The following is a 13,107-nucleotide window of genomic DNA, read 5'->3' as shown; positions in this document are numbered from 1 at the left end:
GCTTCAACCTTCTACGTACTGCTCAGCGCGAGACCACTTCGGTGGCGGCGAAGAAGTAGGCGATCTCGATCGCGGCGTTCTCGACCGAGTCCGAGCCGTGGGCGGCGTTGGCGTCGATGGATTCGGCGAAGTCGGCGCGGATGGTGCCCGGCGCGGCTTCCTTCGGATTGGTGGCGCCCAGCAGTTCGCGGTGGGCCAGCACGGCATTCTCGCCTTCCAGCGCCTGGATCATCACCGGGCCGGAGATCATGAATTCGACCAGCGCGTTGAAGAACGGACGCTCGCGGTGCACAGCGTAGAAGCCTTCGGCCTCGCGGCGCGACAGCTGCTTGTACTTGGCAGCCACGATCTTCAGGCCGGCCTTTTCGAAGCGGGCGTAAATCTCGCCGATCACGTTCTTGGCGACGGCATCGGGCTTGATGATGGAAAGGGTGCGCTCCAGCGCCATGGGAATTCTCCGGATTTGGGGCCGGTCGGCCCGAGGGTACATGAAAAAAACCCGCGTGCGGACGCGGGCTTAGCCTGAATTGCGGTTGCCAATTCTAACGGGTGCCCGGGGGCTTTGCACAGCGTCAGATAAATGATGCTGCAAAGCAGCATGACCCTGCGCCCCACCGGGCGTAGCATCCAAACAATCGTTTGATTGACTGCATCGCCATGGGCAAACCCGCCAGCTTCTCCACCAAGGACCGCATCCTCTGCGCCGCCGAGGAACTGTTCGCGCAGTACGGCTTCGCCGGCACCTCGCTGCGGCAGGTGACCAGCCACGCCGACGTCAACATCGCCGCGGTCAACTACCACTTCGGCTCCAAGGAAAACCTGGTCAACGAGGTGTTCCGCCGGCGCATGGACGAAATGACCGCCGCCCGCCTGGCCCAGCTGGAGCAGGCCCGCGCCATCCGCCCCGGTGACCTGCGCGCGGTGCTGGCCGCCTTCGTCGAGCCGGCGCTGGCGATGGCGCAGGACCGGCAGAGCGGGGGCGCGTTCGTGCGGGTGATCGCCCGCGCCTATGCCGAGAAGAACGACAACCTGCGCAAGTTCCTGTCCGACCACTACGGCCACGTGCTGCGTGAGTTCGGCAAGGCCATCGGCGCCTGCGTGCCCGGCCTGAGCAAGGAAGAGCTGTACTGGCGGCTGGACTTCCTCGCCGGCGCACTGACCTACGCGATGGCCGATTTCGGCCTGATCAAGCGCCCGCACGGCATCAGCGAGGCCGCCCACCGCAGCAAGGCCGCCAATGAACTGATCCATTTCGCCGAGGCCGGGTTCCGCGCCAGCGCACACGGCGCCGCCACGCCCACCTCCCCCTGATTCCACCCGGTACCAACAAAGGCCCTACACCATGTCCAATTCCCTGCTGATCCGCCGCGCCGCCGTGCTGGGTGCCGGCGTCATGGGTGCCCAGATCGCCGCCCACCTCACCAACGCTGGCGTCGACACCGTGCTGTTCGACCTGCCGGCGAAGGAAGGCCCGGCCGACGGCATCGTGCTCAAGGCGATCGCCAACCTTGGCAAGCTGAGCCCGGCGCCGCTGGCCAGCAAGTCGCTGGCCGAAGCCATCACCCCGGCCAACTACGACTCCGGCCTGGAGCAACTGAAGGACTGCGACCTGATCATCGAGGCCATCGCCGAGCGCATGGACTGGAAGCAGGACCTTTACAGGAAGATCGCCCCGTTCGTGGCCGACCACGCGGTGCTGGCCTCCAACACCTCGGGCCTGGGCATCAACAAGCTGGCCGACGTACTGCCCGAACAGCTGCGCCACCGCTTCTGCGGCGTGCACTTCTTCAACCCGCCGCGCTACATGCACCTGGCCGAGCTGATCCCGGCCACCACCACCGATGCCGCCGTGCTGGAAGGCCTGGAAGCATTCCTGGTCACCACCCTGGGCAAGGGCGTGGTGTATGCGAAGGACACCCCGAACTTCATCGGCAACCGCATCGGCGTGTTCTCGATCCTGTCCACCATCCACCACACCCAGCAGTTCGGCCTGGGCTTCGATGAAGTGGACGGCCTGACCGGCCCGCTGGTCGGCCGCCCGAAGTCGGCGACCTACCGCACCTCCGACGTGGTCGGCCTGGACACCATGGCCCACGTGATCAAGACCATGGGCGACACCCTGCCGAACGACCCCTGGCATGAGTTCTTCAAGTCGCCGAAGTGGCTGGATGCGCTGATCGCCAAGGGCGCGCTGGGCCAGAAGACCGGTGCCGGCATCTTCCGCAAGGTCGGCAAGGACATCGTGGTACTGGATCTGGAGAAGCAGGACTACCGTCCGGCCGACCGCGCCGCCGCGCCGGAAGTGGTCGAGATCCTGAAGATCAGGAACCCGGCCGAGAAGTTCGCCAGGCTGCGCGAGAGCCAGCACCCGCAGGCGCAGTTCCTGTGGGCGACCTTCCGCGACCTGTTCCACTACAGCGCCTACCACCTGGCCGACATCGCCGAGACCGCGCGGGACGTCGATCTTGCGATCCGCTGGGGCTACGGCTGGTCGCTGGGCCCGTTCGAAACCTGGCAGGCCGCCGGCTGGAAGCAGGTCGCGCAGTGGATCGCCGATGACATCGTCGCCGGCAAGAGCATGAGCAACGCCCCGCTGCCGGACTGGGTGTTCGATGGCCGCGATGGCGTGCACGCCGCCGAGGGCAGCTACAGCCCGTCGCGCAACGCCAAGCTGCCGCGCTCGTCGCTGCCGGTGTACCAGCGCCAGCGCTTCCCGGATCCGCTGCTGGGCGAAACGTTCGCGCCGGGCGAGACCGTGTTCGAGAACGACGGCCTGCGCATGTGGCACGACGGCGATGGCATCGCCGTGGTCAGCTTCAAGACCAAGATGAACACCGTGTCCGACCAGGTGCTGGACGGCCTGCAGGAATGCGTCAGCCGCGCCGAGAAGGATTTCCAGGGCCTGGTGATCTGGCAGCAGAAGGAACCGTTCTCCGCCGGTGCCGACCTGGCCGGTGCCCTCGGCCTGCTGCAGGCCGGCAAGGTCGACCAGTTCGAGGAAATGGTCGCCAACTTCCAGCGCACCAGCCAGCGCATCAAGTACTCGCTGGTGCCGGTGGTGGCCGCGGTGCGTGGCCTGGCGCTGGGTGGCGGCTGCGAGTTCCAGATGCACAGCGCCAAGACCGTGGCGTTCCTGGAAAGCTACATCGGCCTGGTCGAGGCCGGCGTCGGCCTGCTGCCGGCCGGTGGCGGCCTGAAGGAACTGGCCGTGCGCGCCTCGCAGGCCGCGGGCCCGGGTGGCGACGTGTTCGCCGAACTGAAGAAGACCTTCGAGACCGTGGCGATGGCCAAGGTCTCCAACTCGGCGGTCAACGCCAAGGAACTGGGCCTGCTGCGCAGCACCGACAAGGTGGTGTTCAACAGCTACGAGGCGCTGTACATCGCCAAGGCCGAAGCGCGTGCGCTGGCCGAGGCGGGTTACCGCCCGCCGCTGCCGGCACGCCGCATCCAGGTGGCCGGTGACGTCGGCATCGCCACCTTCAAGATGATGCTGGTCAACATGCTGGAGGGCCGCTTCATCAGCGCGTACGACTACGAGATCGCCGAGCGCATCGCCACCGTGCTGTGCGGCGGCAAGGTCGACCGCGGCACCGTGGTGGACGAAGAGTGGCTGCTGACCCTGGAGCGCAAGCACTTCGTCGAACTGGCCCAGCAGGAAAAGACCCAGGCCCGCATCGCGCACATGCTCAAGACCGGCAAGCCGCTGCGCAATTGATCGCCCTTCCCTGCTTTCGGTGGGTGCCGGCCATGGGTCGGCACCCCGGCTAAAAAATTCGAGAGATCACCACAATGACCAAGCAAATCCAGGACGCCTACATCGTCGCCGCCACCCGCACCCCGGTGGGCAAGGCGCCCAAGGGCATGTTCCGCAACACCCGCCCCGACGACATGCTTGCGCACGTGCTGCGCAGCGTCGTCGCCCAGGCCCCGGGCGTGGACGTCAACCGCATCGATGACGCGATCATCGGCTGCGCCATGCCGGAAGCCGAGCAGGGCATGAACGTGGCGCGCATCGGCGTGCTGCTGGCTGGCCTGCCCAACACCATCGCCGCGCAGACCGTGAACCGCTTCTGCTCCTCCGGCCTGCAGGCCGTGGCCCAGGCCGCCGACGCTATCCGCCTGGGCAACGCCGACCTGATGCTGGCCGGCGGCACCGAATCGATGTCGATGGTGCCGATGATGGGCAACAAGATCGCGATGGCGCCGAGCGTGTTCGACAACGATCACGTGGCCATCGCCTACGGCATGGGCATCACCGCCGAGAAGGTCGCCGAAGAGTGGAAGGTCTCGCGCGAAGACCAGGACGCCTTCGCCCTGGCCTCGCACCAGAAGGCCATGGCCGCGATCCAGAACGGCGAATTCAAGGACGAGATCAGCCCGTACGAGATCGTCTCGCACCTGCCGGACCTGGCCGATGGCCAGCGCATCATCACCCGCAACAGGGTCGCTGACACCGACGAAGGCCCGCGCCCGGATTCCTCGGCTGAAGGCCTGGCCAAGCTGCGTCCGGTGTTCCGCAACGGCCAGTTCGGCGGCACCGTCACCGCCGGTAACTCCTCGCAGATGAGCGATGGCGCCGGTGCCGTGCTGCTGGCCTCGGAGCAGGCGATCAAGGATTACTGCCTGACCCCGCTCGCGCGTTTCGTCAGCTTCTCGGTGGCCGGCGTGCGTCCGGAAGTGATGGGCATCGGCCCGATCGCCGCGATCCCGAAGGCCCTGAAGCAGGCCGGTCTGACCCAGGACCAGCTGGACTGGATCGAGCTCAACGAAGCCTTCGCCGCGCAGTCGCTGGCGGTGATCCGCGATTGCGGCCTGGACCCGAGCAAGGTGAACCCGCTGGGCGGCGCGATCGCCCTGGGCCACCCGCTGGGTGCGACCGGCGCGATCCGCACCGCCACCCTGCTGCACGGCCTGCGTCGTCGCCAGCAGAAGTACGGCATGGTGACCATGTGTATCGGCACCGGCATGGGCGCGGCGGGTATTTTCGAGGCGCTGTAAGGTTCAACGCGTTGCCGACTGATTGTTGGCGGTGGGGCGCGGGTGGGTGAGACTGCCCGGGACACGCCGTAACCCCAGCTCCGCGGTCCGGCCCAGCCGCTGGCGGCTGGGCGTTCGGGCGCTTGCGAAGCAGCGCTTCGCAAGCCAAGCGCCCTCACCCTTGGGGGCCCGATGGCGCCTTGCTCGTGTGTTCTGTCCTGCGCACACGGCAAGACCGGGATTGGGCGTTCTGCCCACCCCGCCCGAGGCATGCCTCGGGCCCATGGCGCCAACGGTCCCAGGCAGCTCTGCCAACCCGGCCCTCCCAGCCTCCTCGCGGCGGAGGGATGAGCAAAGGCAAGGTCAGAGTTGGGGTCAGAGCCCTTTGCTACGCAAAGGGGGGCTGACCCCAACAAGCAGAAAAGGCAGCCATGGGCTGCCTTGTTTGCTTTTGCTCTTGCCGTCCGCGCCCGCGGGAAACCTGACAGGCGGGACGGGTGGGCCTTTGCAGGACCGTTCGCCGCTTGTATGCGGCGACCGAGCCCCCTGGTCCGGTTTTAGGGCGTGTCCTGCAAAGGCCCACCCGTCCCGCCCATCACGTATCAATCAAAGCGCGAACGGAGCGCTTGATAAAACCCTTATTCCGCCAACATCGCCGCCAGCTTCTCCCGCGCCGGCCCGGCCAGCTTCGGGTTGTCCAGCGCGAAACGGATCGTCGCCTCCACCAGGCCCAGGTGCGTGCCGCAGTCGAAACGGGTGCCCTCGAAACGGTAGGCATCGACCTCTTCAGTCTTCAGCAGCTCGGCGATCGCATCCGTCAGCTGGATCTCGCCGCCGGCACCCGTCCGGGTCTGTTCCAGCAGCTCGAAGATCTTCGGGCTCAGCACGTAGCGGCCGACCACGGCCAGGTCGCTGGGCGCGTCCTCCGGCTTCGGCTTCTCGACGATCTGCGAAATGCGGCCCTTGCGGCCATCGAATGCGTCGGTGGCGACGATGCCGTAGCTGGCGGTCTTGTCATGCGGCACGTCTTCGACCGCGATCACGCTGGCGCCACTGGCTTCGTTCAGATCGGCCATCTGCTTCAGCGCGCCGTCGCCCCGGTTCCAGATCAGGTCATCCGGCAGCAGCACCGCGAACGGCTCGTCGCCGATCACCGCCTTCGCGCACAACACGGCATGCCCCAGGCCTAGGGCTTCGGCCTGGGTCACGAAGATCGCGCGGACGCCTTCGGGCAGCACGTGGCGGATCATCTCCAGTTGTTCCTGCTTGCCGGCGCGCTCGAGCTTCTGTTCCAGTTCGTAGGCCTTGTCGAAATAGTCCGCGACCGCATGCTTGTAGCGGTTGGTGATGAACACCAGCGTGTCGCAACCGGCTTCGATCGCCTCATCGACGGCGTACTGGATCAGCGGACGATCGATGATCGGCAGCATCTCCTTGGGAACGGTCTTGGTGGCGGGCAGGAAGCGCGTGCCCAGACCTGCGACAGGAAAAACCGCCTTGCGAATGCGTCGGGACATCAGTTCCTACCAGCCTCTTTGGGAAACGGGACAATATTGGTCCTGGCGCTTTGCTCCACCGTTTCGCGCAGGGGCGAATACTCGGGGATGACGGCAGACAGGATGGCCTGCATGGCCTCGGTATCATAGCTGGCTACCGCCTCGCGCAGCCGCGGCAGGCTGCCCAGCACGCGCTCGGTGGAGAACTCGCGCACGCCCGCCTCCAGCACCTTGGGATGGGCGGTGGGGCGGCTGTTCTCATCCGAGTAGAACAGGCTTTCGTGCAGCTTCTCGCCCGCACGCAAGCCGGTGTAGACGATGGCGATATCGGCACCCGGCTGCTGTCCTGCAAGGCGGATCATCTGCTCGGCGAGCACCCGGATCAGCACCGGTTCGCCCATGTCCAGCATGTAGATCGCGCCACGCGAGGACGAAGCCGCCGCCTGCAGGATCAGCAGGCAGGCTTCGGGAATCGTCATGAAGTAGCGGCTGACCTCGGGATGGGTCACGGTGACCGGGCCGCCCTTGCGGATCTGTTCGCGGAACAGCGGAACCACGCTGCCCACCGAGCCCAGCACGTTGCCGAAGCGCACGGTGACGAAGCGCGTGCCCTTCTTCTCGTTGAGGCTCTGGCAGATCATCTCGGCGTAGCGCTTGGTCGCGCCGAGCGCATTCGCCGGGTCGACCGCCTTGTCGGTGGAGATGAACACGAAATTGTCCACGCCCTGCTCCTGGCAGGCACGCGCCATGCATTCCGTCGCCAGCGTGTTGTTGCGGACGGCTTCGCGCATCTGCCCTTCCAGCAACGGGACCTGCTTGTAGGCCGCGGCATGGAACACGGTGTCCGGGCGATACAGGCCAAGCGCATGGCGGGCGACCGCAGGGTCGCCACAGTCGCCCAGCACGCACTCGATCTCCAGGTGCGGGAAGTTGCGGCACAGCTCGCTCTGGATGTTCAGCATGAGGATCTCGCTGATTTCCAGCAGCACGATTCTGCGCGCGCCATGACGCGCGCATTGCCGGCAAAGCTCCGAGCCGATCGATCCGCCGGCGCCGGTAACCATCACCGTGCGCCCGCGCAACCACCCCCGGATCAGCGCCCAGTCCGGTTGGATGGGCTTGCGGCCGAGCAGGTCCTCGATCGCCACCTCCTTCAACTGCCCGGGCAGCGAGTTTCCTTCCAGCACATCGCTCAGCTTCGGTACGGTCCGGAACGGCAGCCCGGTGCTCTCGCACAGCGCCACGATCCGCTGCATGCCGGCCGCATCCAGGGTGGGAATGGCGATCACCAGCAGTTTCGCCGCCGTTTCCCTGGCCACCGATGCCACGTCGGAGATGGTTCCCAGGATCGGAATGCCCTGCAGCTTGGCGCCCTTCAGGTGCGGGGAGTCGTCAAGCAGGCCCACGGGCTCGTAATCGCCCGATCGGCGCAGGTCCTTGACCAGGGCTTCGGCAGCGTGACCGGCGCCCAGCACCAGCACCCGGCGCGCGCGTGCATCGGAATGGATCGACTGATGATCCTTCCACGCGCGGTACAGCAGGCGCGGCCCGCCGAGCAGCGCCGCGAGCGCGAACGGATAGATCGCCAGCACCGACATCGGGATGCCGTTCAGGCGCCGGTAGCTGAATACCAGGACGATCGCACCGACGCCGAGGAAGCAGGCCTTGAAGATGTTGACCAGGTCGGTGACGCTGGCAAAGCGCCACAGCCCGCGGTACAGGCCCACGTAATGGAACGCCATGGCCTGCAGCAGCATCACGATGGCGACATCGAAACTGAACAGGGGAATGGCCGGCGCGCCCGCCAGCATCGCATAGCGGGCCACGTGCAGCAGCTGCCAACACGCCCAGACCATGACCAGGTCATGCAGCATCACCGCGATGCGTGGAAAATTTCCTGCCAGCCGTCGCCAGACCGCCATGGTCATCCTTCCCTATTGATCGACTTGTTGCGCAGAACGAACCAGAGACCCGCTGCCGCCGCCGCCCACGCAATGGCCGCCCACTGGCTCCATGGCGAAGGCAGCCGCACGGAAACAACGGTCAGCACGACTCCGGCAGCCCCGAACAATGCGTAGCCCAGTGTGACTGTGACGTGACTGTGGCCGGCTTTCACCCAGCGCTGGTAAAGGTGCTGGGTGTGCGCCTCCATCCAGCGCTCGCCCCTCAAAATGCGGCCCGCCAAGGTGAGCCCGGCATCGACCAGAAATGCGGCAAGCGGGATCAGCAGCACCGCCGGCGGGGCGCTGTGGCTGACCAGCCCGAGGGCCACCAGCGCGGCGAGCAGGTACCCCAGGGCGCCACTGCCGACATCGCCCATGAAAATCCGCGCCCGGGGAAAATTGAATGGGATAAAGCCCCCCACGCCCGCCGCCAGGACCAGCGCCAACGCGGCGACCGGCGCCGGCAGCACCAGGGCGTAGGCCAGCGCCGCCAGCAGCGCCTGCGTGGCGGCCAGGCCATCGATGCCGTCCATGAAGTTCCACACGTTGACCAGCCCGATGGCCAGCAGCGCGCTGAAACCGCCCAGCAGGAGGTCACCGGTCCCGTGCCAGACCAGCCCCCCCAGCAACATGCCGGCCAGCGCATGCACCGCCAGGCGCGGGAGCGCCGGCAGTGGCCGGTGATCGTCCCACCAGCCGATACCCGCCACCAGCAACAGTCCCGCGGAAAACACCGCGAGCGGCGGCGCGGCCGCCGGGGACAGGACGCCGATGCACAGGCAGGCCAGCAGTTGCGAGGCGACGATGGCGATGCCACCGCCACGCGGTGTCGCGACTGCATGGCTCCTGCGCTCCCCGGGCTGGTCCAGCAACTGTCGGCGCAGCGCATAGCCACGCGCCAGCGCCGTCAGCAGCGCCGCAACCACGAAGACCGATAAGAGGCCCGGTATCATCCACACCGGCTGCATGGATCAGAGCACCGCGTAATTCAGCAGCGGCTTGACCGTCCCCCATTCCTTGCAGCTCGGGCACTGCCAATGATGGGTGCGCGCGCCGAAACCGCAGCGGGTGCAGCGATAGGCCGGGTTGCGCACCAGCAACTGGTCGGTGATGTGCTTCAGGTCCTGCAGCGTCGCCACCGGGTCCGCGCCCTCGGCCAGGGTCAGGTCGATGAGCGCCGACTCGCCACGCACGGAGGGGCGGTCCTTCAACTGGCGGCCCAGGTAGGCCCGCGCGGGGCCGGCGCCTTCCTGCTCCTCCATCAACCGCGACAGCGCCAGCACCGGGGCGATGCCGCGGTAGTGCTCGGTCATTTCCGCCAGGAACGCGCGCGCGCCGGCCAGATCACCTACGTTGCGGTAGTTCTTGAGCAGCTGCGGCAGGATCTCGGGCAGGTAATCGGGATCGTTGCGCGCCGCACGTTCGAACGCGCGCACGGCCGCCTCATCGTTGCCGAAGTCGCTTTCCAGGCGGCCCTCGATGATGCCGGCCCGCACGCTCATCGCGTCGGCGGCATTGGCACGCCCGATCGCCGCGCGCGCCTCGTCCAGCCGCCCGGCGGCGCGATGGCGTTCTGCCAGCTCGCACTCGAACTGGCCGATCAGCTTGCCCATCGGCTCGTCGGTGACCTGCTCGTAGCGGGTCGCGTTCTCGATCGCCTTTTCCCAGTCGCGCTCGGCCTGGTAGATGCCGATCAGGTGCTTCAACGCCTGCGGTGCGCGCTGGTCGATGCGCGCCAGGTCGGTGAACACGGTCTCGGCACGGTCCAGCAGGCCCGACTTCATGTAGTCCTCGCCCAGCGCGAGCAGGGCCTGGACCCGCTGCTGGTCGGACAGGTCCTGGCGGTTGGCCAGCCCCTGGTGCAGGCGGATGGCGCGATCCACCTCCCCCCTGCGCCGGAACAGGTGGCCGAGCGCAAGCTGGGTCTCGAAGGTCTCCCGGTCCAGCTCGGCGATATGCAGGAACAGCTCGATCGCCTTGTCCGGCTGCTCGTTGAGCAGGTAGTTCAGGCCGCGGAAATAGGTGCTCGACAGGCGGCTGACCTGGTTCTCGCTGTGGCGCTGGCCGCCACGCCGGCCCACGACCCAGCCGCCCAGCGCGGCGATCGGCAGGAACAGGAAAAACCAGAACCACTCACTGATGAAAGCCATCGTCGATCAGCGTCCGTCGAAGGGGGAAGGCGCCTGCGGCGCCACGGCGCCGGCCGCGCCTGCTGCGGCCTTGTTGGCACGCCGGAGCCGGGCATACAGCGGGATGACCACGCCTGCCAGCACCAGCCCGCCGCCCACCAGCGCGCCCAACAGCAACGACACGATGATCGCGATCCCGGAGGTGGTGCTGAGCGCCCAGAACGCCAGCCGGATATCGACGGGCTGCGAATTGAGCGAGCCTATCACCAGGCCACCGACCAGCACGGCCAGCAGAATCAACAGACGGACAGCCTTCATGCGGCAGCCTGCTCCATGTCCACAGAGCCACTAGCTTAACGGCCGTGGCGACGATCCGCAGCAGGCGGATCAAAAAACCACCCCGAACGGTTGCCGGGGCCACTTGGCGATGGATCCGGGGAAATGCCGCCACGGATCGCGGCGACCAGGAACTCAGGCCGGGTCGCTTTCCAGCGGCACGACGTCGCTCACGCGCTCGCGCAGCTCCTTGCCGGGCTTGAAGTGCGGGACATGCTTGCCCGGCAGGGCGACCGATTCGCCGGTCTTCGGGTTGCGCCCCATGCGCGGCGGCCGGTAATGCAGCGAAAAGCTGCCGAAGCCACGGATCTCGATGCGGTCGCCGGAAGCCAGCGCGCCGCCCATCATCTCCAGCAACGACTTCACGGCCAGATCGACATCATCGGCCTTCAAGTGCGCCTGGTGGCGCGCAAGGATTTCGATCAGCTCGGATTTGGTCATTGCGGACTCGTCACGAAGGTAAAACCCCGAAGCGGCCCGGATTTTCGTCCGGGCCGCCCAGGTTGCATCTACGACAAGCTCAAGGCCGATTACTCGGACTTGTTGCCACCCAGCTGCGCGCGCAGCAGCGCACCCAGGCTGGTGGTGCCGGCAGCGGCTTCGGTCGAGGACTTGTTGTACTCGGCCAGCGCTTCGGCGGTCTCGGCTTCGTCCTTGGCCTTGATCGACAGCTGCATGGTACGGCCCTTGCGGTCCATGCCCACGAACTTGGCTTCGACCTTGTCGCCCACCTTCAGGTGCTGCGAGGCGTCGTCGACGCGGTCGTGGCTGATGTCGCGGGCCGAGACGTAGCCTTCGATGCCGTCGGCCAGCTCGATCACGGCGCCCTTGGCGTCGACTTCCTTCACCACGCCTTCGACCTTGGAGCCCTTCGGATTGGCCGCCATGTACTGGCCGAACGGATCCTGCTCCAGCTGCTTCACGCCCAGCGAGATGCGCTCGCGCTCCGGATCGACGGCCAGGACGACGGCGTCCAAGGTATCGCCCTTCTTGAAGTTGCGGACGACGTCTTCGCCGGTGGTGTTCCAGCTGATGTCGGACAGGTGGACCAGGCCGTCGATGCCGCCGTCCAGGCCGATGAAGATGCCGAAGTCGGTGATCGACTTGATCTGGCCGGACACCTTGTCACCCTTCTTGTGGGTGGCGGCGAAGGTTTCCCACGGATTGGCGGCAACCTGCTTCATGCCCAGCGAGATGCGGCGACGCTCTTCGTCGACGTCCAGCACCATCACTTCGACTTCGTCACCGACCTGCACGACCTTGGACGGGTTGACGTTCTTGTTGGTCCAGTCCATCTCGGACACGTGCACCAGGCCCTCGACGCCCGGCTCGATCTCGACGAACGCGCCGTAATCGGTGACGTTGGAGACCTTGCCGAACACGCGGCTGTTGGCCGGGTAACGACGCGAGATGTTGTCCCACGGATCCTCGCCCAGCTGCTTCAGGCCCAGCGACACGCGGTTGCGCTCGCGGTCGAACTTCAGCACGCGCACGTCCAGCTCGTCGCCGACGTTCACGACTTCGGACGGATGGCGCACGCGCTTCCATGCCATGTCGGTGATGTGCAGCAGGCCGTCGATGCCGCCCAGGTCCACGAACGCGCCGTAGTCGGTCAGGTTCTTGACGACACCCTTCAGGATCGCGCCTTCCTGCAGCTTGTCCATCAGCTGCTCGCGCTCTTCCGAGTGCTCGCTCTCGACGACAGCGCGGCGGGAAACGACCACGTTGTTACGCTTGCGGTCCAGCTTGATGAGCTTGAACTCCAGCTCCTTGCCTTCCAGGTAGGCCGGGTCGCGCACCGGGCGCACATCGACCAGCGAACCCGGCAGGAACGCGCGGACATCCTTGATGTCGACGGTGAAACCACCCTTGACCTTGCCGCTGATGCGGCCGGTGATGGTCTCGTTCTTCTCCAACGCTTCTTCCAGCTCGTCCCACACCATGGCGCGCTTGGCCTTCTCGCGCGACAGGACGGTTTCGCCGAAGCCGTTCTCGATCGAGTCGAGCGCGACCTTCACTTGGTCGCCCACGCCCACGTCGATTTCGCCAGCGTCGTTACGGAACTGTTCGATCGGCACGATGCCTTCGGACTTCAGACCGGCGTTGATCACCACCACGTCGCCGCGGACGTCGACGACGGTGCCGACGACGATGGCGCCCGGCTTCAGCTTGGCCAGATTGGCCTGGCTGGCTTCAAACAGTTCTGCAAATGATTCGGTCATTGGA

General features: G+C 66.5%; 11 protein-coding genes. 3 read left to right on the top strand and 8 right to left on the bottom strand.

Annotation, left to right across the window (positions count from 1 at the left end):
• Positions 1-22 precede the first annotated feature (22 nt).
• Positions 23-448, bottom strand: coding sequence for a nucleoside-diphosphate kinase (ndk, locus tag MKP15_RS05275; RefSeq protein WP_104938969.1), 426 nt, complete (start codon positions 446-448; stop codon positions 23-25).
• 209 nt (positions 449-657) lie between these two features.
• On the opposite strand from ndk, the gene MKP15_RS05270 reads away from it, so the two are divergent.
• From MKP15_RS05270 to MKP15_RS05260, 3 genes are all read left to right on the top strand, one after another.
• Positions 658-1,311, top strand: a complete 654-nt coding sequence (locus MKP15_RS05270; protein ID WP_240212012.1) for a TetR/AcrR family transcriptional regulator — start codon at positions 658-660, stop codon at positions 1,309-1,311.
• A gap of 31 nt (positions 1,312-1,342) precedes the next feature.
• On the top strand, positions 1,343-3,715 hold the full coding sequence (locus MKP15_RS05265) for a 3-hydroxyacyl-CoA dehydrogenase/enoyl-CoA hydratase family protein (protein WP_240212011.1): 2,373 nt from the start codon (positions 1,343-1,345) through the stop codon (positions 3,713-3,715).
• Between the two features lie 74 nt (positions 3,716-3,789).
• Positions 3,790-4,998: an acetyl-CoA C-acyltransferase gene (locus MKP15_RS05260; RefSeq protein ID WP_240212010.1), complete on the top strand. Its 1,209-nt coding sequence runs from the start codon at positions 3,790-3,792 to the stop codon at positions 4,996-4,998.
• A gap of 617 nt (positions 4,999-5,615) precedes the next feature.
• Here the strand turns inward: MKP15_RS05260 and galU are convergent.
• The 7 genes from galU to rpsA form a co-directional block, all read right to left on the bottom strand.
• A complete protein-coding gene (galU, locus tag MKP15_RS05255) occupies positions 5,616-6,494 on the bottom strand; it encodes a UTP--glucose-1-phosphate uridylyltransferase GalU (RefSeq protein ID WP_240212009.1) in 879 nt (292 codons plus the stop codon).
• Positions 6,494-8,395 (bottom strand): nucleoside-diphosphate sugar epimerase/dehydratase, encoded by a 1,902-nt coding sequence (locus MKP15_RS05250; RefSeq protein WP_240212008.1) that lies wholly within the window; start codon positions 8,393-8,395, stop codon positions 6,494-6,496. Before MKP15_RS05250 ends, galU begins: the two co-directional genes overlap by 1 nt.
• Before the next feature lie 2 nt (positions 8,396-8,397).
• On the bottom strand, positions 8,398-9,384 hold the full coding sequence (locus MKP15_RS05245) for a lipopolysaccharide biosynthesis protein (RefSeq protein ID WP_240212007.1): 987 nt from the start codon (positions 9,382-9,384) through the stop codon (positions 8,398-8,400).
• Positions 9,385-9,387: 3 nt separating this feature from the next.
• A complete protein-coding gene (gene lapB, locus MKP15_RS05240) occupies positions 9,388-10,566 on the bottom strand; it encodes a lipopolysaccharide assembly protein LapB (protein WP_240212006.1) in 1,179 nt (392 codons plus the stop codon).
• Positions 10,567-10,572: 6 nt separating this feature from the next.
• Entirely contained in the window at positions 10,573-10,863 is a 291-nt protein-coding gene (locus MKP15_RS05235; RefSeq protein WP_161613696.1) for a lipopolysaccharide assembly protein LapA domain-containing protein, read from the bottom strand.
• Between the two features lie 153 nt (positions 10,864-11,016).
• Positions 11,017-11,322, bottom strand: a complete 306-nt coding sequence (locus MKP15_RS05230) for an integration host factor subunit beta (RefSeq protein WP_054666286.1) — start codon at positions 11,320-11,322, stop codon at positions 11,017-11,019.
• Positions 11,323-11,411: 89 nt separating this feature from the next.
• Entirely contained in the window at positions 11,412-13,103 is a 1,692-nt protein-coding gene (gene rpsA, locus MKP15_RS05225) for a 30S ribosomal protein S1 (protein WP_054666289.1), read from the bottom strand.
• Positions 13,104-13,107 lie beyond the last annotated feature (4 nt).

The sequence above is a fragment of the Stenotrophomonas sp. Y6 genome (assembly GCF_022436665.1).
GTDB classification, from domain to species: domain Bacteria; phylum Pseudomonadota; class Gammaproteobacteria; order Xanthomonadales; family Xanthomonadaceae; genus Stenotrophomonas; species Stenotrophomonas acidaminiphila_A.
The sequence above is the reverse complement of the archived record's forward strand: the minus strand, read 5'-3'. Positions and strand labels throughout refer to the sequence as shown.

Excerpts from the sequence above, each read along its gene's own strand:
- ndk (WP_104938969.1), bottom strand. The coding sequence starts at position 448 with ATGGCGCTGGAGCGCACCCTTTCCATCATCAAGCCCGATGCCGTCGCC.
- MKP15_RS05270 (WP_240212012.1), top strand. The coding sequence starts at position 658 with ATGGGCAAACCCGCCAGCTTCTCCACCAAGGACCGCATCCTCTGCGCC.
- MKP15_RS05265 (WP_240212011.1), top strand. The coding sequence starts at position 1,343 with ATGTCCAATTCCCTGCTGATCCGCCGCGCCGCCGTGCTGGGTGCCGGC.
- MKP15_RS05260 (WP_240212010.1), top strand. The coding sequence starts at position 3,790 with ATGACCAAGCAAATCCAGGACGCCTACATCGTCGCCGCCACCCGCACC.
- galU (WP_240212009.1), bottom strand. The coding sequence starts at position 6,494 with ATGTCCCGACGCATTCGCAAGGCGGTTTTTCCTGTCGCAGGTCTGGGC.
- MKP15_RS05250 (WP_240212008.1), bottom strand. The coding sequence starts at position 8,395 with ATGGCGGTCTGGCGACGGCTGGCAGGAAATTTTCCACGCATCGCGGTG.
- MKP15_RS05245 (WP_240212007.1), bottom strand. The coding sequence starts at position 9,384 with ATGCAGCCGGTGTGGATGATACCGGGCCTCTTATCGGTCTTCGTGGTT.
- lapB (WP_240212006.1), bottom strand. The coding sequence starts at position 10,566 with ATGGCTTTCATCAGTGAGTGGTTCTGGTTTTTCCTGTTCCTGCCGATC.
- MKP15_RS05235 (WP_161613696.1), bottom strand. The coding sequence starts at position 10,863 with ATGAAGGCTGTCCGTCTGTTGATTCTGCTGGCCGTGCTGGTCGGTGGC.
- MKP15_RS05230 (WP_054666286.1), bottom strand. The coding sequence starts at position 11,322 with ATGACCAAATCCGAGCTGATCGAAATCCTTGCGCGCCACCAGGCGCAC.
- rpsA (WP_054666289.1), bottom strand. The coding sequence starts at position 13,103 with ATGACCGAATCATTTGCAGAACTGTTTGAAGCCAGCCAGGCCAATCTG.